The sequence below is a fragment of the Pseudomonas sp. DD1 genome, assembly GCF_044510355.1.
In the GTDB taxonomy this organism is placed as follows: Bacteria; Pseudomonadota; Gammaproteobacteria; order Pseudomonadales; family Pseudomonadaceae; genus Aquipseudomonas; species Aquipseudomonas shahriarae.
In genome coordinates, this window is record NZ_MSAJ01000035.1 from 205,896 (window position 1) to 226,210 (window position 20,315).

Sequence of the window (20,315 nt, forward strand, 5' to 3'; positions counted from 1 at the left end):
CCCCCATAAAAAAGCCCCGCCTGATCACTCAGGCGGGGCTTTTATGCATCGGGGGTAAGGCTGGCTTACATCATGCCGCCCATGCCACCCATACCGCCCATGTCTGGCATACCGCCGCCAGCCGAGCCTTCTGCTTTCGGCTTGTCAGCGATTGCAGCTTCGGTGGTCAGGATCAGGCCACCGATGGAGGCTGCAGCCTGCAGCGCGGAACGAGTCACCTTGGTAGGGTCCAGGATGCCCATTTCGATCATGTCGCCGTAGACGCCAGTCGCAGCGTTGTAACCGTAGTTACCTTTGCCGTTCTTGACTTCGTTGACTACAACGCTTGGCTCGTCGCCGGAGTTGGCAGCGATCTGGCGCAGCGGTGCTTCAACAGCACGACGCAGCACAGCGATACCGACGTTCTGGTCAGCGTTGTCGCCGGTCAGGTTGGTCAGGGCTTCCAGAGCACGGATCAGCGCAACGCCACCGCCAGGTACCACGCCTTCTTCAACGGCCGCACGGGTTGCGTGCAGGGCGTCTTCAACGCGGGCTTTCTTCTCTTTCATTTCAACTTCGGAACCAGCGCCAACCTTGATCACTGCAACGCCGCCAGACAGCTTGGCCAGGCGCTCTTGCAGTTTTTCACGGTCGTAGTCCGAGGAAGTCTCGGCAACCTGGGCACGGATCTGGGTGATGCGCGCCTGGATGTCCTGCTCAACGCCAGCACCGTCAACGATGATGGTGTTTTCTTTGGAGATGGTCACGCGCTTGGCGCTACCCAGGTTTTCCAGGGTGGCGCTTTCCAGGCTCAGGCCGATCTCTTCGGAGATTACGGTACCGCCGGTCAGGACGGCGATGTCCTGCAGCATGGCCTTGCGACGATCGCCGAAGCCTGGAGCCTTGACGGCTGCGACTTTAACGATACCGCGCATGTTGTTCACAACCAGAGTCGCCAGGGCTTCGCCTTCAACGTCTTCGGAAACGATCAGCAGTGGACGGCCGGCTTTGGCAACGGCTTCCAGTACTGGCAGCATTTCGCGGATGTTCGAAATCTTTTTGTCGACCAGCAGGATCAGCGGGCTGTCCAGCTCGGCAACCATGGTCTCTGGCTTGTTGACGAAGTACGGGGACAGGTAGCCACGGTCGAACTGCATGCCTTCTACAACCGACAGTTCGTTTTCCAGGCCAGTGCCTTCTTCAACGGTGATCACGCCTTCTTTACCGACTTTTTCCATGGCTTCGGCAATGATGTCGCCGATGGAGCTGTCGGAGTTGGCGGAGATGGTACCTACTTGAGCGATAGCCTTGGTGTCAGCGCATGGCTTGGACAGGTTTTTCAGCTCAGCAACGATGGCGATGGTCGCCTTGTCGATGCCGCGCTTGAGGTCCATCGGGTTCATGCCGGCAGCGACGGCTTTGTAGCCTTCGTTGACGATGGCCTGAGCCAGAACGGTGGCGGTGGTGGTGCCGTCGCCGGCGTCATCGTTGGCACGGGAGGCAACGTCTTTGACCAGCTGCGCGCCCATGTTTTCGAAACGGTCTTCCAGTTCGATTTCTTTGGCGACCGAAACGCCGTCCTTGGTGATGGTCGGAGCGCCGAAGCTCTTCTCGATGATCACGTTACGGCCTTTCGGGCCCAGGGTCGCTTTTACTGCGTCAGCCAGGATGTTGACACCGGTGAGCATTTTCTTACGGGCGGAATCGCCGAATTTAACTTCTTTAGCAGCCATGATCGATATTCCTTAAATACTTTGTAGTAACGGGAAAATGAGCGGGGAATCAGCCTTCCAGTACAGCGAGAATCTCGTTCTCAGCCATAACCAGCAGGTCTTCGCCGTCGACTTTCACAGTGTTGCTGCCGGAGTAAGGACCGAATACAACCTTGTCACCGACTTTAACGGCCAGCGCACGCACTTCACCGTTTTCCAGAGTCTTGCCTGGGCCTGCAGCGACGATCACACCGTGGTTGGCTTTTTCAGCAGCCGAACCTGGCAGAACGATACCGCCAGCGGTTTTCTTTTCTTCTTCGCTGCGACGGATAACGACGCGGTCGTGCAGAGGACGAAGCTTGCTCATTGTCGATCTCTCCTAATTGTAAGTTTCATCGGCCGGTATCAGTACCGGCGGGTGGTATTCCGGCGGTGCCGGTCGCGGTTCGCCAAGCGAAACGCGGAAGTCTGTCTGGTGTCGCCACCAGAAACCTTGCGGTGACCGTTACATAAGGGCGTATATGCTTATTACAAGGGCCGCAGATGAAAATTTTTGTGTCAGCAGGGCACCCGAAGGTGCCCTGCCAGGGATGGCGTTACTTGGAGTCGCGGTGCTCGAACTCACCTTCGATCACATCACCTTCACGCCCCAACGGCTGGCGAGGTGCCGGGCCACCACGAGGCTGCAGGTCATCGGCAAACGCACGCTGGCGGATCGCCGCTTCTTCGGCGCGCTGGCGCAGCTTGCCTGCCAGCAAGCGCCGGGTGAATGGCAGCAGCAGGATCAAACCCAGCACATCACTGACAAAACCCGGCACGATCAACAGGCCACCGGCCAAAGCCATCATCAAGCCTTCAAGCATGGTCTGGGCCGGCAATTCGCCGCGATTCAGGCTTTCACGGGCACGCAGTGCAGTGGCCAGGCCGGCGATACGCAGCACGAACACGCCGAGCATCGAGCCGAGAATAATCAGCAGCAGCGCCGGGAAAAACCCTATAGCCCCGCTGACCTTGACGAATACGAACAGCTCCAGCACCGGAAACAGCAGAAAGAGCAATAAAAAAGGGCGCATCAAATGGTTCCTCAACGCAAGAATGCCTTGCTACTAGACCCTAGATGACGTCGCCCTTTCGTGAATTCAAGCTTGCGAGGTGGCTTTTTTCGGCCAAGCCTCGGCGTGAGCCAGGAAAACCAAGGCCTCGCGCACTTGTGTCGGCGTGTTGCAAGTACCCGCAAAGGGCAACCAGTGCAGGCCCTGACCGATGCGCAGGTGCATGCCTTCGCTGTCGATACCGGCCAGTTGCGCCGGCTCGGACGTCGGCAGGCCCGCCAGTTCGACATAGTGGGCGATGGCCTTGGTGTGATCGCTGTTCATGTGCTCGATCATGCTCAACTCGGCCTTGCCGGCGAACGGATTGGCCAGGGTCAACTGATCGACCCAGTGGATCGCGCCAAAACCGCCGATGTAGCGATGCCGCACCGGCTTGAGCACCCAGAAATCGAAGTCATGGGCCTTGTGGTAGTTGGCCGAGTCCGGGAAATACCGGTAGTAGCGTTCGGCGGCGGCGGCAATGGCCGCCTCGTCCTCGAGCTTTTCGGCTTCGGCGAGATAGGTAAGGCGCCCGACAGCTTGCACATCATCAGCCTCGCGCTCGCCCACCAACAACGAGCACTTGGGGTCTTTTTGCAGGTTGTGGGTGTGCTGGGCAATACGGCTGATCAGGATCAGCGGCCGGCCTTCGGCATCCAGGCAATAAGGCACCACCGAACCAAAGGGGAAGCCGGGCATGGCCTTGGAGTGGGTGGCGAGCGCCCCACGGTATTCCTTGAGCAGTAGTTCTCGTGCATTCTTGGCAACGTGGACGCTCAATTTATGACTCCTTCGATAAATTCCGTCAGAAAACGGACTGGGGCAACCGCTTAAATCTGCTCATAGGACATGCGAATGCATCTCAACGACAAAGTAATCATTATCACCGGCGGTTGCCAGGGCCTGGGCCGCTCCATGGCCGAGTATTTTGCAAGCAAAGGTGCCCATCTGGCACTGGTGGACCTCAATCAGGAAAAGCTCGACGCGGCCGTGGCTGCCTGCCAGTCCCACGGTGTCACCGCACGCAGCTATCTGTGCAATGTGGCAGATGAAGACCAGGTGACTCATACCGTAGCGCAGATCGCCGAGGATTTCGGCGCGATCCACGGTTTGATCAACAACGCCGGGATCCTGCGTGATGGCCTGTTGCTCAAGGTCAAGGACGGCGAAATGACCAAGATGAGCCTGGCCCAGTGGCAGGCGGTGATCGACGTCAACCTGACCGGCGTGTTCCTCTGCACCCGCGAAGTGGCAGCAAAAATGGTAGAGCTGAACAACCAGGGCGCCATTATCAACATCTCGTCGATCTCCCGCGCGGGTAACGTGGGCCAGACCAACTATTCGGCGGCCAAGGCCGGCGTGGCCGCAGCGACGGTGACCTGGGCCAAGGAACTGGCGCGCTATGGTATTCGCGTGGCGGGTATTGCGCCGGGCTTTATCGAGACCGAGATGACGCTGGGCATGAAGCCTGAAGCGCTGGAGAAGATGACGTCGGGGATCCCGCTCAAGCGCATGGGCCGCCCGGAAGAAATCGCCCATTCGGCGGCGTACATCTTCGAGAACGACTATTACACCGGGCGCATCCTGGAGCTGGATGGCGGGCTGCGGTTGTAACTGACACCGCAAAATCTTGTGTAGGGCCGGGCTTGTGTGGGAGCTGGCTTGCCTGCGATAGCATCGCCTCGGTAATACTGAGAAACCGCGGTGATGCTATCGCAGGCAAGCCAACTCCTACATTCCAGTTACCAGGTCACGCCAAACCCTGCGGTGTAACGGGTCTTGCTCAGGCTGCTGTCCGAGGCGCCGCTGATGATGTCGCGCTCGGCCTTGAGATTGAGCGAAGCCCATTCGGTGACTTTGTAGCGCAGGCCCATTTCGGCATCGAGGGCGTAGTCGGCCGGACCGGCCAGGGGTTTGCCCACTTCGCCGTTGGTGAAGAACTCCACGGTCTTGCCGATCAGGTAGCGGTTGTAGTCCCACTTCATGGCCAGGGAATAGAAGTTGTCCTTGCCGCCGTCCTGGTACTCATAGTCAGTGCGGTTGAGCAGCGAGCCCAGGGAGAACGCTCCCAGTTCATCGTCCCAGAACTGATAACCCGGACCGGTACCGACGGTGCGCTGGCGACGCAGGTCTTCAACCTTGTCGTGCTTGTAGGTCAAGCGCCCCTGCCAGAACCACTGGTCGGTAATAAAGCGGTCCAACGCGTACTCGGCGCTCCAGTTATCGGTGGTGACCACATCGTTCTGGAATTCGCGGTTGTATTCGCCTTCGGCAATATGCCGCCACTTGCCGTGACGGGCGGTGGTCTTGAAGTCGATGTCGTAGTCGTCGGTGTCTTTTTCCGCACGCTTGTAGTCCAGCGCCACGTCGACATTGCCCTTCCACACCAGATCCTCGATCACCGGCTTTGGCTTGATGATCTGCTGGATGCTGGCCAACTCCACCGTCTTGGGAGCCTCGCCGTTGGCCAGGATCACCTTGCCATCCTCGGCCGGGTGCAGGGACTTGGCCTTCTCGCCGGTGTAGGCGTCTTGCTTGACCAGCAGTTCCTGGTCGCTTTCCAGGGTTTTCACCTGTTTCCAGTCCACCGGGATCGCCCCGGCGTATTCAGTCTGGATCAACAGCTTGCCGCCGTCGAAAACCTTGATCTTGCCGGTCAGGCGATCACCGTTTTTCAACCAGATGGTATCGGCCAGCACAGGGGTAGAGGCAGTAAAAACAGCGAGGCACAGCAGGGTTCTGGACAACATAAGCGGTTACGGGGCTCAAGTTTGGCGAAAAAAGGGGCATTATCGGCGTAGCTGAAGTCTTAGCAAGGACTGACTCAAGGTTTTCTATTGAGTTCAATTCTCAACGCCATCTTTACAGATGTTTCTTACATAGAAACGACTGATTTCAACCGAGCCAGCCAGAACAGTGAACGAGCCCGCCGAAACGCCGCAAACCCCGTCCGAAATGCGCCGTACTGCGCTGTACCTGACCTTGGCCCAAGTGCCCGAAGGCTGCGTGGTGAGTTATGGCGAACTGGCGCACCTGGCTGGACTGGGGCGTGCCGCACGCTTCGTAGGCCGCACCCTGAGCCAGCTACCAGAGGGTTCGAAATTGCCCTGGCACCGGGTGGTCGCCGCCGGCGGTCGGATAAGTCTGCCGGCGGGCAGCGCTTCAGGTGATGAACAACGTGCGCGTTTGCGCAGCGAAGGTGTCAGTATCCTGAACAATCGCGTTGATATTCAGCGCCATGGCTGGCGCCCGGTAGAGCACAGCGGTTAGAGTGCGCGCTTTGTTTCCGTAAATCTGAGGCAGACTCCAGCCCATGCCCCGTAAAACCTGGCGCGCCGCGCTCGCTGCCTATGCCAGCCCCTCGACGTTAGTGCTGTTATTGCTCGGCTTTGCCGCCGGTCTGCCTTACATGTTGGTGTTCTCGACGCTCTCAGTCTGGTTGCGCGAAGCCGGTGTGGCACGCGAGACCATTGGCTATGCGAGCCTGATCGGCCTGGCATATGCGTTCAAGTGGGTCTGGTCACCCCTGCTGGACCAATGGCGCCTGCCGCTATTGGGCAAGTTGGGTCGTCGTCGTTCCTGGTTGGTGCTGTCCCAATCCCTGGTAATTCTCGGCTTGATCGGTATGGGCTTCTGCGACCCGCAGAAACACCTGTCGTGGCTGATCGCCATTGCCGTTATCGTCGCGTTCGCCTCCGCAACCCAAGACATCGCGGTAGACGCCTATCGCCTGGAAATCGCCGATGACAGCCGCCAGGCCGCGCTGGCCGCCAGCTATATGTCCGGCTACCGCATCGCCGCCCTGCTGGCCACCGCGGGCGCGCTGTTCTTTGCCGAAGGCTTTGGTTCCACCGGCTTCAACTATAAGCATTCGGCGTGGACCGGCACCTACGTGCTGTTCGGCGTTTTGATGATCCCTGCCCTGCTCACCAGCTTTTTCATGCGTGAACCCGACGTGCCCCTGCGCACCCAGTTACAGGCCGGGCGCTACACGTTTGCCCACCAACTGATGTCGGTGTTTGTGCTGATCGTCCTGCTGGTGTCGGTCCCGGCGATGTTCACCCAGTTGTACAACACCGATTTCGCCAGCGTGCTGTTCGAAGGCGTAAGCCTGCTCGACCTGCTGCTGGAAGACCGCGCCTTCCTGCGCGCCATCCTCTATATCACCCTCACCGCCCTGTGCCTCTCGGCCATGGGCCGTCGAGGCCTGGCGCCGGTACTGACGCCGGTCAACGACTTTATCCTGCGCTACCGCTGGCAGGCCCTGTTGCTGCTGGGGCTGATCGCCACCTACCGCATGTCGGACACGGTGATGGGCGTGATGGCCAACGTGTTCTATATCGACCAGGGGTTCACCAAGGACCAGATCGCCAGTGTCAGCAAGATCTTCGGCCTGATCATGACCCTGGTCGGCGCCGGCATGGGTGGCCTGTTGATCGTGCGATTCGGCATCCTGCCGATCCTGTTTATCGGTGGCATCACCTCGGCCGGCACCAACTTGCTGTTCCTGATGCTCGCCGACATGGGCGCCGACCTGCAGATGCTGATCTTCACCATTTCCCTGGACAACTTCAGCTCGGGCCTGGCGACCTCGGCGTTCGTCGCCTACCTGTCGAGCCTGACCAACCTGAAGTTCTCCGCCACCCAATACGCCCTGCTCAGCTCGATCATGTTGCTGTTGCCACGACTGATCGGTGGTTACTCGGGGGTCATGGTGGAAAAGTTCGGCTATCACAACTTCTTCCTGATCACCGCGATGCTCGGTGTGCCGACACTGCTGCTGATTGCCTTGCACTGGTACCAGGAAAGCCGGCGGATCCGTTTGAACCCGCCCGAAGAAGGCTGATACCTGTGGGGGTCGGCTAAAGCCAGCACCCCACAGAAATCCAGTCACCACCTGATGCCTGTACTCTGGCGGCGACCGCCCGTACAATCCCAGGTCACTTCAAGTCCAAGCAACCGACAACGGCCTACCATGCGCACCAGTCAATATTTGCTCGCCACACAGAAAGAAACGCCTTCCGACGCGGTCGTGATCAGCCACCAGCTGATGCTGCGCGCCGGTATGATCCGCAAACTGGCCTCTGGCCTGTACACCTGGCTGCCCATGGGCTTGAAGGTGATGCGCAAGGTCGAAGCGATCGTTCGCGAAGAAATGAACGCCGCCGGCTCTCTGGAAGTATTGATGCCGAGCACTCAGCCGGCTGAACTGTGGCAGGAATCCGGGCGCTGGGAAGAGTACGGCCCTGAGTTGCTGCGCTTCAAGGATCGTCATGGTCGCGACTTCTGCGCAGGCCCGACCCATGAAGAAGTGATCACCGACCTGATGCGCAACGAGTTGAGCAGCTACAAACAGCTGCCCCTCAACCTGTATCAGATCCAGACCAAGTTCCGTGACGAAATCCGCCCACGCTTCGGCTTGATGCGTGGCCGCGAGTTCATCATGAAGGACGCCTATTCGTTCCACGCCGATCAGCCTTCGCTGCAGGTCACCTATGACCGCATGCACCAGGCCTATTGCAACGTGTTCACCCGCCTGGGCCTGAAATTCCGTCCGGTCGAAGCGGACAACGGCTCCATAGGCGGCGCGGGCTCCCATGAGTTCCACGTGCTGGCAGAGTCCGGCGAAGACGATATCGTCTTCAGCGACGGCTCCGACTACGCAGCCAACATCGAGAAAGCCGAAGCGGTGCCACGGGAAACTTCCCGTCCTGCGCCGGCTGAAGAACTGCGCCTGGTCGATACCCCAGACACCAAGACCATTGCGGCCCTGGTCGAAAAATTCAATCTGCCGATTGAAAAGACCATCAAGACCCTGATCGTGCATGCCGAGGAAGAAGGCAAGTTGATCGCTCTGGTGATCCGTGGCGACCACGAACTCAACGAAATCAAGGCTGCCCAGCAACCTGGCGTCGCCAGCCCGCTGGTCATGGCCTCGGACGCCGAACTGCGTGACGCCATTGGCGCCGGCGCCGGCTCCCTGGGCCCACTGAACCTGCCATTGCCGATCATCATCGACCGCTCGGTCGAGCTGATGAGCGACTTCGGTATCGGTGCCAACATCGATGACAAGCACTACTTCGGCGTCAACTGGGAGCGTGACCTGCCGGTTCCAACCGTGGCCGACCTGCGCAACGTGGTGGCCGGTGATCCAAGCCCGGACGGCAAGGGCACCCTGGAAATCAAGCGCGGTATCGAAGTGGGGCACATCTTCCAGCTGGGCAACAAGTACAGCAAGGCGATGAAGTGCGAAGTGCTGGGCGAAAACGGCAAGCCGGTGACCCTGGAAATGGGCTGCTATGGCATTGGCGTTTCCCGCGTGGTGGCCGCTGCCATCGAGCAGAACCACGACGACAAAGGCATTATCTGGAGCGACACCCTGGCGCCGTTCCAGATCGCCCTGGTACCGCTGCGCTACGAAACCGAGCAGGTTCGCGAAGCCACCGACAAACTGTATGCCGAACTGACGGCCGCCGGTTTCGAAGTGCTGCTTGATGATCGCGACAAGAAGACCAGCCCGGGCATCAAGTTTGCCGACATGGAACTGATTGGCATCCCTCACCGGATCGTGGTCAGTGACCGCGGCCTGGCCGATGGCAATCTGGAATACAAGAGCCGGACCGAAGCCGAAGCCCAACCGTTGCCGGTGGCTGACGTGCTGCCCTTCCTTCAGGCGCGTATTCGTCGCTGAAAACCAGATCAAGAGAAGTCATGTTCAAGCGAAACACCAAAGCCCTGGGGGGCGCCGCCTTGTGCGGCGCCCTGCTGGTCAGCGGCTGCGCCAATCACATGTCGCAGCGTAGCGAGCACGAGGAACGGATCGAGCGCAAATTGCTCGACCACAGCCTGCAGATTGATGTCGGCGAACCCAAAGTACTTGAGCTGCCGCAACGCCGCGTGCGTATTCATGAACAGCGGACTTTCGAAGTCACTGAGTTTGAAGTCACGCGCCACTATGATCGCTACACGCCCTACCAGCCCTGGCGCGAACTCTATGAGATCCCGCTGGGTGCCGTGGCAGTGGTCGCGGGCGCCGGGGCCAATGTGGCGAACATCTTTGCCCTGGGCAACCTGCCCGACAGCATGACCCATGACTGGATCAGCTACGGCGTGGCCGGGCTCAACCCGTTCATGAACGTGCAGTCACACGGCCGGGCGCAGCAGAACCTGGCAGGCATCGACGAAATCCAGCGTGACCGCCGCCTGGAATACACCAGCCTGCCGTGGAGCGAGCGACCGGTGCAGGTCAAGGCCGGCAAGCAGACCCACGAGATGACTACCGACCGCAATGGCGTCCTGCGCCTGAACCTGCTGGACAGCCCGTTTGCCGAGCAGGACCTGAGCCAGGTCCGCACCTTGCGGATCAGCATTGAAGATGCCCAGGACGACGTGCACTCGGACTCATCCCTGGCCATCAGCACCACTTTGCGCGGCAAGCTGCTGGAAGCCCATGCCTTGATCTACGACGACCTGGAGGATGACGAAGTCAGCCAATGGGTGCATCGGGTCAAGCGCTTGTCGGAGCTGGGCCTGGAAGAAGAAGCCAGCGAACTGGAACAGAGCCTGATTGAACTGACGCGCAATGATCCGGAGTTGCAGCAGGAATTTCTCAAGGCGCTGACCCAGGATGGCGGCCGTCTGGTGGCTGACCCGGGTACCCGCTGAGGCAGCACTCAATGTAGGAGCGGGCTTGTGTGGGAGCGGGCTTGCCCGCGATAGCGGAGTGTCAGGTTAGATTTATTCGACTGACCCACTGCCATCGCGGGCAAGCCCGCTCCCACATAAGGCCCACCTTCAGCCGTCTACCAGGACAGCTCCAGCTGTTCATTGCCCATGCTCAAATCGAGCAAGCGCACACCAATCCCCAGCAATCGCACCGGCTTACCCCCGCGATTGAACGCCTGGGTCAGCAACTGCCGGTAACTCTCCAGGTCCCGCCCTGCCCCCGCCTGTTCCAGGGTGGTCTGGGTAAAATCATGGAACTTCACTTTGACAAAGGGTTTACCCGGCCGATAACTGCTGTCGATACGCTGCATGCGCCCGGCCAGGGTCTCCATCAGCTCAGGGAGTTTTTCCAGGCAACTGGGCAGGTCCGGTAGATCGACATCGTAGGTATTCTCTACGCTGATGGATTGCCGGCGGCTGTCGTTATGCACCGCACGGTCATCAATCCCACGCGCCAAACTCCATAACCGCTCACCAAAACTGCCGAATTCCCGCACCAGCGCCAACTTGTTCCACTCGCGCAGTTGCAGGCAGTCCTCTATTCCCAGCCGCGCCAGTTTTTCAGCAGTGACCTTGCCGACGCCATGCAACTTGCTCACGGGCAGCGCCGAAACAAAGTCCTCCACCTGATCCGGGGTGATCACAAACAGTCCATTGGGCTTTTTCCAGTCGCTGGCGATCTTGGCCAGGAACTTGTTCGGCGCCACCCCCGCAGAAACCGTGATATGCAACTGATTGGAGACCCGCCGACGGATATCCTGGGCAATACGCGTGGCGCTGCCGCCGAAATGCGCGCAATCGGAAACATCCAGATAGGCTTCGTCCAGCGACAACGGCTCGATCAGATCGGTGTAGTCACGGAAAATCGTGTGGATTTCTTTCGATGCTTCTTTATAGGCATCCATACGCGGCTTGACGATGGTCAGGTCGGGGCACAGTTTCAACGCATGGCGCGAAGACATGGCCGACCGCACGCCATAGGCCCGCGCCTCGTAATTGCAGGTGGCGATCACCCCGCGCCGGTCTGCCGAGCCACCTACCGCCAGGGGCTTTTGCGCCAGGCTCGGGTTATCCCGCATTTCGATGGCAGCGTAGAAGCAGTCACAGTCGACGTGGATGATTTTGCGCTGCGTCATATAAAGAGAGGCGTGATCAGGACATAAAGTGGATGGATCGCCAGTATCGCATTCACACCTGTATATAGCACCAGTACTTTGAATCATCTGACAAAGCGGTAGGAAAAAGCCCGGATGAATTTATTTTCTCAATCGAAGAACACGCCCCAATAGAGCTGGAAGCCACGGCCAGACTGGCCGCAAACCGTCCCAGCAGTTGATTTGGAGAGCTAAGCGATTGAAGCACAAGCGCTTTTCTTTGAATCCGCGGTTGACACAGTGTCATTCCTCTGTAGAATGCCGACACACAGACGCGGGATGGAGCAGTCTGGTAGCTCGTCGGGCTCATAACCCGAAGGTCGTCGGTTCAAATCCGGCTCCCGCAACCAAACATCAAGAAAGGCTACTCGAAAGAGTGGCCTTTTTTGTGCGCGCAGGTTTTTGCCCTGCCGCCTGATGCAATATGCCGACGCAGTGAAAAGTCGTGTTCAATCGAGCACTTAGGCTAATTTGCAGTTATTTGGCCCTTTATGCCATTAACGGTTGACACCTCGTCGTTGCGCTGTAGAATGCCGCCCACAGACGCGGGATGGAGCAGTCTGGTAGCTCGTCGGGCTCATAACCCGAAGGTCGTCGGTTCAAATCCGGCTCCCGCAACCAAACATCAAGAAAGGCTACTCGAAAGAGTGGCCTTTTTTGTGTCTGATGGAAAAGTTCTTTTGAAACAATGGCATGGCATCTTTGATGAAACCGCCCATGGGTTTCAGAGCCCGTCCATTTGCAAGCTATGCTCATGTGTCGAGCCCATTTTTGCGCGACCAATGGACGCTGTCGCCGGACCCGGTGATCCGCGTTACTATTTGTAATTATTTTGTACATAGGGATTGGTAACTTGGCTGGATACCCCCATCCTGTCGCGCACAATCCACGAGGTGATTGATGCGCGCCAATTCGTCTGAACCACAAGACACCGTCACAGCCACACAACCGATCGCCCCCACCCGTCTGCGCTGGCTGGATCTGTTGAGCAAGTATCGCCAACCCATTGGGCTGGCGGTCACTTTGCTGCTGTTTGCCATTGCCTTGATCGCTTGCCGCCACTTGCTGCTAGAGCTGGACCTTTACGCCCTCCACGACTCGATCCTGGAAGTGCCGAAGCCCGCCTTGCTGGGCGCCTTCGCCGCCGCAATTGCCGGTTTCATCATTCTATTGGGCTACGAATTTTCCGGCGCACGCTACGCCGGGGTAAAACTGCCGGCCAAGACTTTGGCCTACGGCGGCTTTACCGCGTTCGCCATTGGCAATGCGATTGGCCTGTCGATGCTGTCCGGCGGCTCGGTGCGCTACCGCTTATATGCACGGCATGGCATCGGGGCTTCGGAAGTTGCCCGGATGACCGTGTTTGCCAGCCTGGCCCTGGGTTGCGCCCTACCGCCGCTCGCCGCCCTGGCCACCCTCAGCAACCTGCCCGCAGCCTCCAATGCCCTGCACTTACCCGCAACGTTACTCGGCGGGATCGCCGGTGTGGTGCTATTACTCTCGGTCGTACTGTGTATCGGGATTTACCGCCGTCGACTGCCAGAACAACCCTACCCCGACAACCTGCTGGTCCGGGCCGGCCGCCGCACCTTGCGCCTGCCAGGGCGCCGACTGACCTTCCTGCAATTGATCATCACCGCCCTGGACGTCGCCGCCGCCGCTACCGTGCTTTATCTGCTGCTGCCAGAAGCGCCGCCATTCGGTCCGTTCCTGCTGGTTTACCTGCTGGCACTTGCCGCCGGTGTCCTGAGCCATGTACCAGGCGGCGTTGGGGTATTCGAAGCGATCCTGCTGGCCGCATTTGCCGATACGCTCGGCGCCGCACCGCTGGCCGCCGCACTGCTGCTGTACCGCATGATCTACGTGGTGCTGCCGCTGTTGATCGCGTGCATCTTCCTACTGATCAGCGAGGCTCAGCGTCTGTTCCAGACCCAGCAGAGCCTGCGGGTGGCCTCGGGCCTCGCGGCACCGGTGTTGGCCGTGCTGGTTTTTTTGTCCGGGGTGGTGCTGCTGTTCTCCGGCGCCACCCCGGAAATCGACTCACGCCTGGAAAACATCGGCTTCCTGATTCCCCACCGTCTGATTGACGCCTCGCACTTTGGCGCCAGCCTGATCGGCGTGCTGTGCCTGTTGCTGGCCCAGGGCCTGCGTCGGCGCCTGTCGGCAGCGTGGATGCTGACCATGGTGCTGCTGCTGGTGGGCGCCCTGCTCTCACTGCTCAAAGGCTTCGACTGGGAAGAAGCCAGCCTGATGACCATAACCGCCGTGCTGCTGGCGATCTTCCGCCGCTCGTTCTACCGTGCCAGCCGCCTGACCGAGTTGCCGTTCTCGCCGCTGTACCTGGTGGCCAGCGTCTGCGTGCTCGGTGCGTCGATCTGGCTGCTGCTGTTTGCCTATCAGGATGTGCCTTATAGCCATCAACTGTGGTGGCAGTTCACCCTCGACGCCAACGCCCCGCGTGGCCTGCGCTCGCTGCTGGGTGCCGCGATCCTGTTGGTGATTGTCTCGCTGACCTGGCTGTTGCGCACCGCCCGCCCGGTGATCCACCTGCCGAGCGCCGATGAGCTGGAGCGGGCCACCAAGATCCTGATGGCCTCGTCGCAACCCGACGGCGGCCTGGCCCTGACCGGCGACAAGGCCCTGCTGTTCCACCCCAACGACGAAGCCTTCCTGATGTATGCCCGCCGTGGCCGCAGCCTGGTGGCGCTGTACGACCCGATCGGCCCGACCCAGCCACGGGCCGAGATGATCTGGCAGTTCCGCGACCTGTGCGACATCCATCACGCCCGCCCGGTGTTCTACCAGGTGCGCGCAGAGAACCTGCCCTTCTATATGGACATCGGCCTGACGGCGATCAAGCTGGGCGAAGAAGCCCGGGTCGATCTCAAGCGCTTTGACCTGGAAGCCAAGGGCAAGGAGATGAAGGACCTGCGCTACACCTGGAACCGCGGGACGCGGGACGGCCTGTCCCTGGAAATCTTCGAGCCGGGGCAGGCGCCCATGGACGCGCTGAAAGTCATTTCCGATGCCTGGCTGACCGGCAAGAACGTGCGGGAAAAGGGCTTCTCCCTCGGCCGCTTCAGCGATGAATACCTCAAGCATTTTCGCATCGCGGTGATTCGCTTCGAGGGGCAGCCGGTGGCCTTCGCCAACCTGCTGGAGACCTACAGCCATGACCTGGCCAGCCTGGACCTGATGCGCGCGCACCCCGACGCGCCAAAGCAGACCATGGAGTTCATGATGATCGGCTTGATCCAGCATTATAAAAGCCACAACTATGCACGCTTCAGCCTCGGCATGGTGCCGTTGTCGGGCCTGCAACCGCGTCGTGGCGCACCGCTGACCCAGCGCCTGGGCTCGATGGTGTTCCGCCGTGGCGAGCAACTGTATAACTTCCAAGGTTTGCGCCGCTTCAAAGACAAGTTCCAGCCTGACTGGGAACCTCGTTATATGGCCGTGCCCGCAGGACTTGATCCGCTGGTGGCACTGGCCGATACCGCCGCCCTGATCGCAGGCGGCTTGACTGGATTGGTGAAACGCTGATGATTCGACGCTCCTGGCGGTATGTATTGGCAGGTCTGGTGGTGCTGGCCCTGATCCTGGGTGGCGGCTACTGGTACTGGAATCGCCCTGCTCCTCAACCGACCCTGGAACAGTTGCCCCAGGCCGACGGCTCGAGCATGACCCGCGTAACACCTGGCACTACCACCAAGGCCCGCGTAGCGGTCGCCGTGATGGCCGACGCCAGCCTGACCGATCACCAACTGATTGCCTTGAGCCAGGGCGGCAGCGCCCAGATCGTGCAAGTGATCCTGCCCAAGGAAGACTGCAAACTGCAGGAACAAGCCCTGCAAGCGGCCCTGGGCCAACTCAAGGGCCCGGCCACCCTGGTCAGCGGCATCGGCCCTGGCGCCGGCCTGGCCTGGCGCTGGCTGGCGACGCAGAACGACGACAAGGCCAACGCCATCTCGGTGGGCTTTGCCCTGGTCCAGGAAGGTTGCACGGACCCACTGCCCAAAACCACCGCCCACGGCAACTGGCTGGTGGCCTGGAACGACAACCCCGACGACGAAAGCGCCAGTTTCGTACGCGACACCCCGCGTGCCACCACCAGCATCAGCGACTACGACATCAACTACCCGCAAGTGCTGAACAATGAACTGCGCAAGCAACTGGTGGGTTCGGACAATGGCGGCCTGGCGATCCCGGTGGTCGAAGTGCCGGCCGGCCAGGCCAAGGACACCGTGACCCTGTTCCTCTCCGGCGACGGCGGCTGGCGCGACCTCGATCGCGACGTGGCCGGCGAGATGGCGAAGATCGGCTACCCGGTGGTCGGCGTCGACACCCTGCGCTACTACTGGCAGCACAAAAGCCCGGAACAGAGCGCCAAAGACCTGACCGAGCTGATGCAGCACTACCGGCAGAAATGGGGCACCAAACGCTTTGTGCTGACGGGTTACTCGTTCGGTGCCGATGTACTGCCAGCTATCTACAACCGCCTGCCGGAAGCCGAACAGCAGCGGGTCGACGCCATTATCCTGCTGGCCTTTGCCCGCACCGGCAGCTTCGAAATCGAAGTGGAAGGCTGGCTGGGCAACGCCGGCAAGGAAGCCGCCACCGGCCCGGAAATGGCCAAGCTGCCAGCGGCCAAGGTGGTGTGCATCTACGGTGAGGAAGAAGTCGACGAGAGCGGCTGCACCGACAAGACCGCCGTGGGCGAAGCCATGAAGCTACCGGGCGGCCATCACTTCGACGAAAACTACCCGGCATTGGCCAAGCGCCTGGTGGATATCATCGAGAAGCGTCAGGTCAAGGCAGAGTAACGTCTGATGGACTCGGTCAATGTGGGAGCTGGCTTGCCTGCGATGACGCCACTAGGCACGCCCCGGGGTGCCAGGTGTTCATCTGTCATCATGAACCCTCGCAGGCAAGCCAGCGCCCACAGTTGATCGCATTGCAGGTTAATAGCCAGCACAACAAAAAGCCCCCGCTGCCGCAAGGCAACGGGGGCTTTTTGTTGGATCTACATTTCTACCTGGGTGCCCAACTCAATCACCCGGTTCACCGGCAGCTTGAAGAAGCGCAGGTTGCCGTTTGCGTTCTTCAGCATGAAAGCAAACAACCCTTCGCGCCAGCGCGCCATGCCTTCGAGCTTGGAGGCGATGACCGTCTCGCGGCTGAGGAAGTAGGTGGTGCGCATGGGGCTGAAGTCCAGGTCGTCCAGATGGCACAGCTTCAGGGCTTCGGGCACGTCCGGCTCATCGGTAAAGCCAAAGTGCAGGATCACGCGGAAGAAACCGTCGCCATAGGAATCCACCTCGAAACGGCGCTGGGTCGGGACGCGCGGGATATCTTCATAGACCACCGTCAGCAGCACCACCTGCTCGTGCAGCACCTGGTTATGCAACAGGTTATGCAGCAAGGCATGGGGCACCGCGTCCGGGCGGGCGGTGAGGAACACCGCCGTGCCCTGCACGCGATGGGGCGGCTGGACGCGGATGCTGCTGATAAAGATTGGCAGCGGCAGCCCGCCCTCGTCCAGGCGCTCTACCAGTAATTGCTTGCCGCGCTTCCAAGTGGTCATCAGCACAAACAGCACGATCCCCGCCAATACCGGGAACGCACCGCCCTGCACTACTTTCGGCACGTTGGCCGCAAAGAACAGGCCATCCACCAGCAAAAAGCCCAGCAACACCGGGACTGCCAGGACCGGCGGCCATTTCCACAGCAGCAACATCACCGCGGAGACGAGGATCGTGGTCATCAGCATGGTCCCCGTCACGGCCACCCCGTAGGCCGAGGCCAGGGCGCCCGAAGACTCGAAGCCCAGCACCAGCAGGATCACGCCAACCATCAGCGACCAGTTCACCGCGCCAATGTAGATCTGGCCTTGCTCGGCGCTGGAGGTGTGCTGGATATGCATGCGCGGGATGTAACCGAGCTGGATCGCCTGGCGCGTCAACGAGAACGCACCGGAAATCACCGCCTGGGAAGCAATCACCGTGGCCAGGGTGGACAAGCCCACCAGCGGCAGCAGTGCCCAGCTTGGCGCCAGCAGGTAGAACGGGTTGCGCGCGGCCTCGGGGTCACCCAGCAGCATCGCGCCCTGGCCAAAATAGTTGAGCACCAGGGCCGGCAGCACCAGGATAAACCAGGCGCGGGCAATGGGTTTGCGGCCGAAATGGCCCATGTCGGCATACAGCGCTTCGGCACCGGTCAGGGCCAGCACCACGGCGCCGAGGATCGCCACGCCGATACCCGGGTGGACCATGAAGAAGCGCACGCCCCACATCGGGTTCATCGCGTTCAGCACTTCAGGGTGCTGGACGATGCCATAGATACCCAGGCCACCCAGCACCAAAAACCAGGTGACCATCACCGGCCCGAACAGCTTGCCGATGCGGTCGGTGCCATGCTTCTGGATCAGGAACAGCCCCACCAGCACCACCAGTGACACGGGCACGACCCAATGCTCCAGGCCGTCGAACGCCAGCTCCAGGCCCTCGATGGCCGACAACACGGAAATCGCCGGGGTGATCATGCTGTCGCCATAGAACAACGCCGCGCCGCACAGGCCGCACACCACCAGGAAACTGCGCAGCCGCGGGTGATTGCCCGCCGCCCGTCGGGCCAACGCCGTCAGGGCCATGATGCCGCCCTCGCCCTGGTTGTCGGCGCGCAGCACGAACAACATGTACTTGATGGACACCACCCAGATCAGCGACCAGAAAATCAGCGCCAGGATCCCCAGCACGCCGTCATGATTGACCTGGACCCCGTAATTGCCGGAAAACACCTCTTTAAGGGTGTAGAGCGGGCTGGTGCCGATATCGCCATAAACCACCCCGACCGCCGCCACCAACATGCCGATTGGCTTTGCGCTGGAATGCCCGGCACCTGCCGCCTGACTATTTACCTGACCCATCAACCACTCCTGCCCTTTTGACCTGAGGTCTTTTATAAACAGCACAGCTATACACTTAAGCCCAACGCTAAGCTATACACAGCGCGTGCTGCTGTACTTCTAGTAACAGATTATTTGTTGACTACCGATCTACCCCCGGTGCAACGGCGCGCAGCATAACGCAGCACTCGTCGTATTTCCCTGCATAAAGCTGGTCAAGCGCGTTTCCCGTCGCTAGAATTGCGCACTTTTTGATCAGAGGCACATCAAGTGCCCATCCGTTGCCCTGTCGTGCCCGACTGGCGACGTCATTCAATACCGAGGTTAGACATGTCCACCACCATCGCAAAAGCCAACCCAAAGGTTGGCTTTGTTTCCCTGGGTTGCCCAAAGGCTCTGGTCGACTCCGAGCGCATCCTCACGCAACTGCGCATGGAAGGCTACGACGTTGTGTCCACCTACCAGGACGCTGACGTGGTGGTGGTCAACACCTGTGGCTTCATTGACTCGGCCAAGGCAGAGTCCCTGGAAGTGATCGGCGAAGCCATCAAGGAAAACGGCAAGGTCATCGTCACCGGCTGCATGGGCGTGGAAGAAGGCAATATCCGCAACGTGCACCCAAGCGTGCTGGCGGTGACCGGTCCGCAGCAGTACGAGCAGGTGGTCAACGCCGTGCACGATGTGGTGCCGCCGCGCCAGGACCACAACCCGCTGATCGACCTGGTGCCACCCCAGGGCATCAAGCTGACCCCGCGTCACTATGCGTACCTGAAGATTTCCGAAGGCTGCAACCACAGTTGCAGCTTCTGCATCATCCCGTCGATGCGCGGCAAGCTGGTCAGCCGCCCGGTGGGCGATGTACTGGACGAGGCCCAGCGCCTGGTCAAGTCCGGGGTCAAAGAGCTGCTGGTGATCTCCCAGGACACCAGTGCCTACGGCGTCGACGTGAAGTACCGCACCGGTTTCTGGAACGGCGCGCCGGTGAAAACCCGCATGACCGAACTGTGCGAAGCCCTGAGCAGCCTGGGTGTGTGGGTGCGCCTGCACTACGTGTACCCGTACCCGCACGTCGACGAACTGATCCCGTTGATGGCCGCCGGCAAGATCCTGCCGTACCTGGACATCCCGTTCCAGCACGCCAGCCCCAAAGTACTCAAGGCCATGAAACGCCCGGCCTTCGAAGACAAGACCCTGGCGCGGATCAAGAACTGGCGCGAGATCTGCCCGGACCTGATCATCCGCTCGACCTTTATCGTGGGCTTCCCCGGCGAAACCGAAGAAGACTTCCAGTACCTGCTGGACTGGCTGACCGAAGCCCAACTGGACCGCGTCGGCTGCTTCCAGTACTCGCCGGTGGAAGGCGCCCCGGCCAACCTGCTGGACCTGGCGGTGGTGCCGGATGACGTCAAGCAGGACCGTTGGGAGCGTTTCATGGCTCATCAACAGGCCATCAGCTCGGCCCGCCTGCAACTGCGCATCGGCAAGGAAATCGAAGTGCTGATCGACGAAGTGGACGAGCAAGGCGCGGTCGGCCGCTGCTTCTTCGACGCGCCGGAAATCGACGGTAATGTATTTATCGACGATGCCAGCGGCCTCAAGCCCGGCGACAAGGTCTGGTGCACGGTCACCGACGCCGACGAGTACGACCTCTGGGCGCAAAAACGCGACTAAGCGGTAAAAAATTGAAAAAGCCCTGCTTCTGGACAAGATGCGGGGCTTTTTTAGGTCTATCGTTTGCCCCATCACCGCC

General features: G+C 60.3%; 15 protein-coding genes and 2 tRNA genes. 10 read left to right on the top strand and 7 right to left on the bottom strand.

Annotation, left to right across the window (positions count from 1 at the left end; genetic code table 11):
- Window positions 1-65: 65 nt before the first annotated feature.
- From groL to PSFL_RS22455, 4 genes are all read right to left on the bottom strand, one after another.
- Window positions 66-1,712, bottom strand: coding sequence for a chaperonin GroEL (gene groL, locus PSFL_RS22440; RefSeq protein WP_057439378.1), 1,647 nt, complete (start codon window positions 1,710-1,712; stop codon window positions 66-68).
- A 49-nt stretch (window positions 1,713-1,761) separates the two neighbouring features.
- The gene (gene groES, locus PSFL_RS22445) at window positions 1,762-2,058 is read right to left on the bottom strand and encodes a co-chaperone GroES (protein WP_017846112.1); all 297 of its coding nucleotides are present in this window, start codon (window positions 2,056-2,058) and stop codon (window positions 1,762-1,764) included.
- Between the two features lie 229 nt (window positions 2,059-2,287).
- Window positions 2,288-2,764: an FxsA family protein gene (locus tag PSFL_RS22450; RefSeq protein ID WP_057439377.1), complete on the bottom strand. Its 477-nt coding sequence runs from the start codon at window positions 2,762-2,764 to the stop codon at window positions 2,288-2,290.
- Between the two features lie 66 nt (window positions 2,765-2,830).
- Entirely contained in the window at window positions 2,831-3,562 is a 732-nt protein-coding gene (locus PSFL_RS22455) for a HugZ family protein (protein WP_057439376.1), read from the bottom strand.
- 75 nt (window positions 3,563-3,637) lie between these two features.
- On the opposite strand from PSFL_RS22455, the gene PSFL_RS22460 reads away from it, so the two are divergent.
- Entirely contained in the window at window positions 3,638-4,396 is a 759-nt protein-coding gene (locus PSFL_RS22460; RefSeq protein ID WP_057958641.1) for an SDR family oxidoreductase, read from the top strand.
- A gap of 128 nt (window positions 4,397-4,524) precedes the next feature.
- On the opposite strand, the gene PSFL_RS22465 is transcribed toward PSFL_RS22460, so the two are convergent.
- Window positions 4,525-5,532: a DUF481 domain-containing protein gene (locus PSFL_RS22465; protein ID WP_115128859.1), complete on the bottom strand. Its 1,008-nt coding sequence runs from the start codon at window positions 5,530-5,532 to the stop codon at window positions 4,525-4,527.
- 205 nt (window positions 5,533-5,737) lie between these two features.
- Between PSFL_RS22465 and PSFL_RS22470 the strand changes: the two genes are divergently transcribed.
- The 4 genes from PSFL_RS22470 to PSFL_RS22485 all read left to right on the top strand — a co-directional run bounded on the left by PSFL_RS22470 (window position 5,738) and on the right by PSFL_RS22485 (window position 10,447).
- A complete protein-coding gene (locus tag PSFL_RS22470; protein ID WP_178111897.1) occupies window positions 5,738-6,052 on the top strand; it encodes an MGMT family protein in 315 nt (104 codons plus the stop codon).
- A gap of 43 nt (window positions 6,053-6,095) precedes the next feature.
- On the top strand, window positions 6,096-7,628 hold the full coding sequence (locus PSFL_RS22475; protein ID WP_057958638.1) for an AmpG family muropeptide MFS transporter: 1,533 nt from the start codon (window positions 6,096-6,098) through the stop codon (window positions 7,626-7,628).
- A gap of 129 nt (window positions 7,629-7,757) precedes the next feature.
- Window positions 7,758-9,473 carry a proline--tRNA ligase gene (locus tag PSFL_RS22480; RefSeq protein WP_057439372.1) on the top strand — a complete coding sequence of 572 codons (1,716 nt, stop codon included), beginning with the start codon at window positions 7,758-7,760 and terminating at the stop codon, window positions 9,471-9,473.
- Window positions 9,474-9,493: 20 nt separating this feature from the next.
- Window positions 9,494-10,447 (top strand): hypothetical protein, encoded by a 954-nt coding sequence (locus PSFL_RS22485; RefSeq protein ID WP_057958637.1) that lies wholly within the window; start codon window positions 9,494-9,496, stop codon window positions 10,445-10,447.
- Between the two features lie 137 nt (window positions 10,448-10,584).
- On the opposite strand, the gene dinB is transcribed toward PSFL_RS22485, so the two are convergent.
- Window positions 10,585-11,643 (bottom strand): DNA polymerase IV, encoded by a 1,059-nt coding sequence (dinB, locus tag PSFL_RS22490; RefSeq protein ID WP_057439370.1) that lies wholly within the window; start codon window positions 11,641-11,643, stop codon window positions 10,585-10,587.
- Window positions 11,644-11,934: 291 nt separating this feature from the next.
- On the opposite strand from dinB, the gene PSFL_RS22495 reads away from it, so the two are divergent.
- From PSFL_RS22495 to PSFL_RS22510, 4 genes are all read left to right on the top strand, one after another.
- Window positions 11,935-12,011: transfer RNA gene (locus PSFL_RS22495), tRNA-Met, on the top strand.
- 194 nt (window positions 12,012-12,205) lie between these two features.
- Window positions 12,206-12,282, top strand: a tRNA-Met gene (locus tag PSFL_RS22500).
- Between the two features lie 279 nt (window positions 12,283-12,561).
- Window positions 12,562-15,204 (top strand): bifunctional lysylphosphatidylglycerol flippase/synthetase MprF, encoded by a 2,643-nt coding sequence (mprF, locus tag PSFL_RS22505; RefSeq protein ID WP_397470496.1) that lies wholly within the window; start codon window positions 12,562-12,564, stop codon window positions 15,202-15,204.
- Window positions 15,204-16,484, top strand: a complete 1,281-nt coding sequence (locus tag PSFL_RS22510; RefSeq protein WP_057439369.1) for an AcvB/VirJ family lysyl-phosphatidylglycerol hydrolase — start codon at window positions 15,204-15,206, stop codon at window positions 16,482-16,484. The genes mprF and PSFL_RS22510 overlap by 1 nt, the downstream gene beginning before the upstream one ends.
- Before the next feature lie 200 nt (window positions 16,485-16,684).
- On the opposite strand, the gene PSFL_RS22515 is transcribed toward PSFL_RS22510, so the two are convergent.
- A complete protein-coding gene (locus tag PSFL_RS22515) occupies window positions 16,685-18,586 on the bottom strand; it encodes a potassium transporter Kup (protein ID WP_057439368.1) in 1,902 nt (633 codons plus the stop codon).
- Between the two features lie 309 nt (window positions 18,587-18,895).
- On the opposite strand from PSFL_RS22515, the gene rimO reads away from it, so the two are divergent.
- A complete protein-coding gene (gene rimO / locus PSFL_RS22520) occupies window positions 18,896-20,236 on the top strand; it encodes a 30S ribosomal protein S12 methylthiotransferase RimO (protein ID WP_057439367.1) in 1,341 nt (446 codons plus the stop codon).
- Window positions 20,237-20,315: the final 79 nt, after the last annotated feature.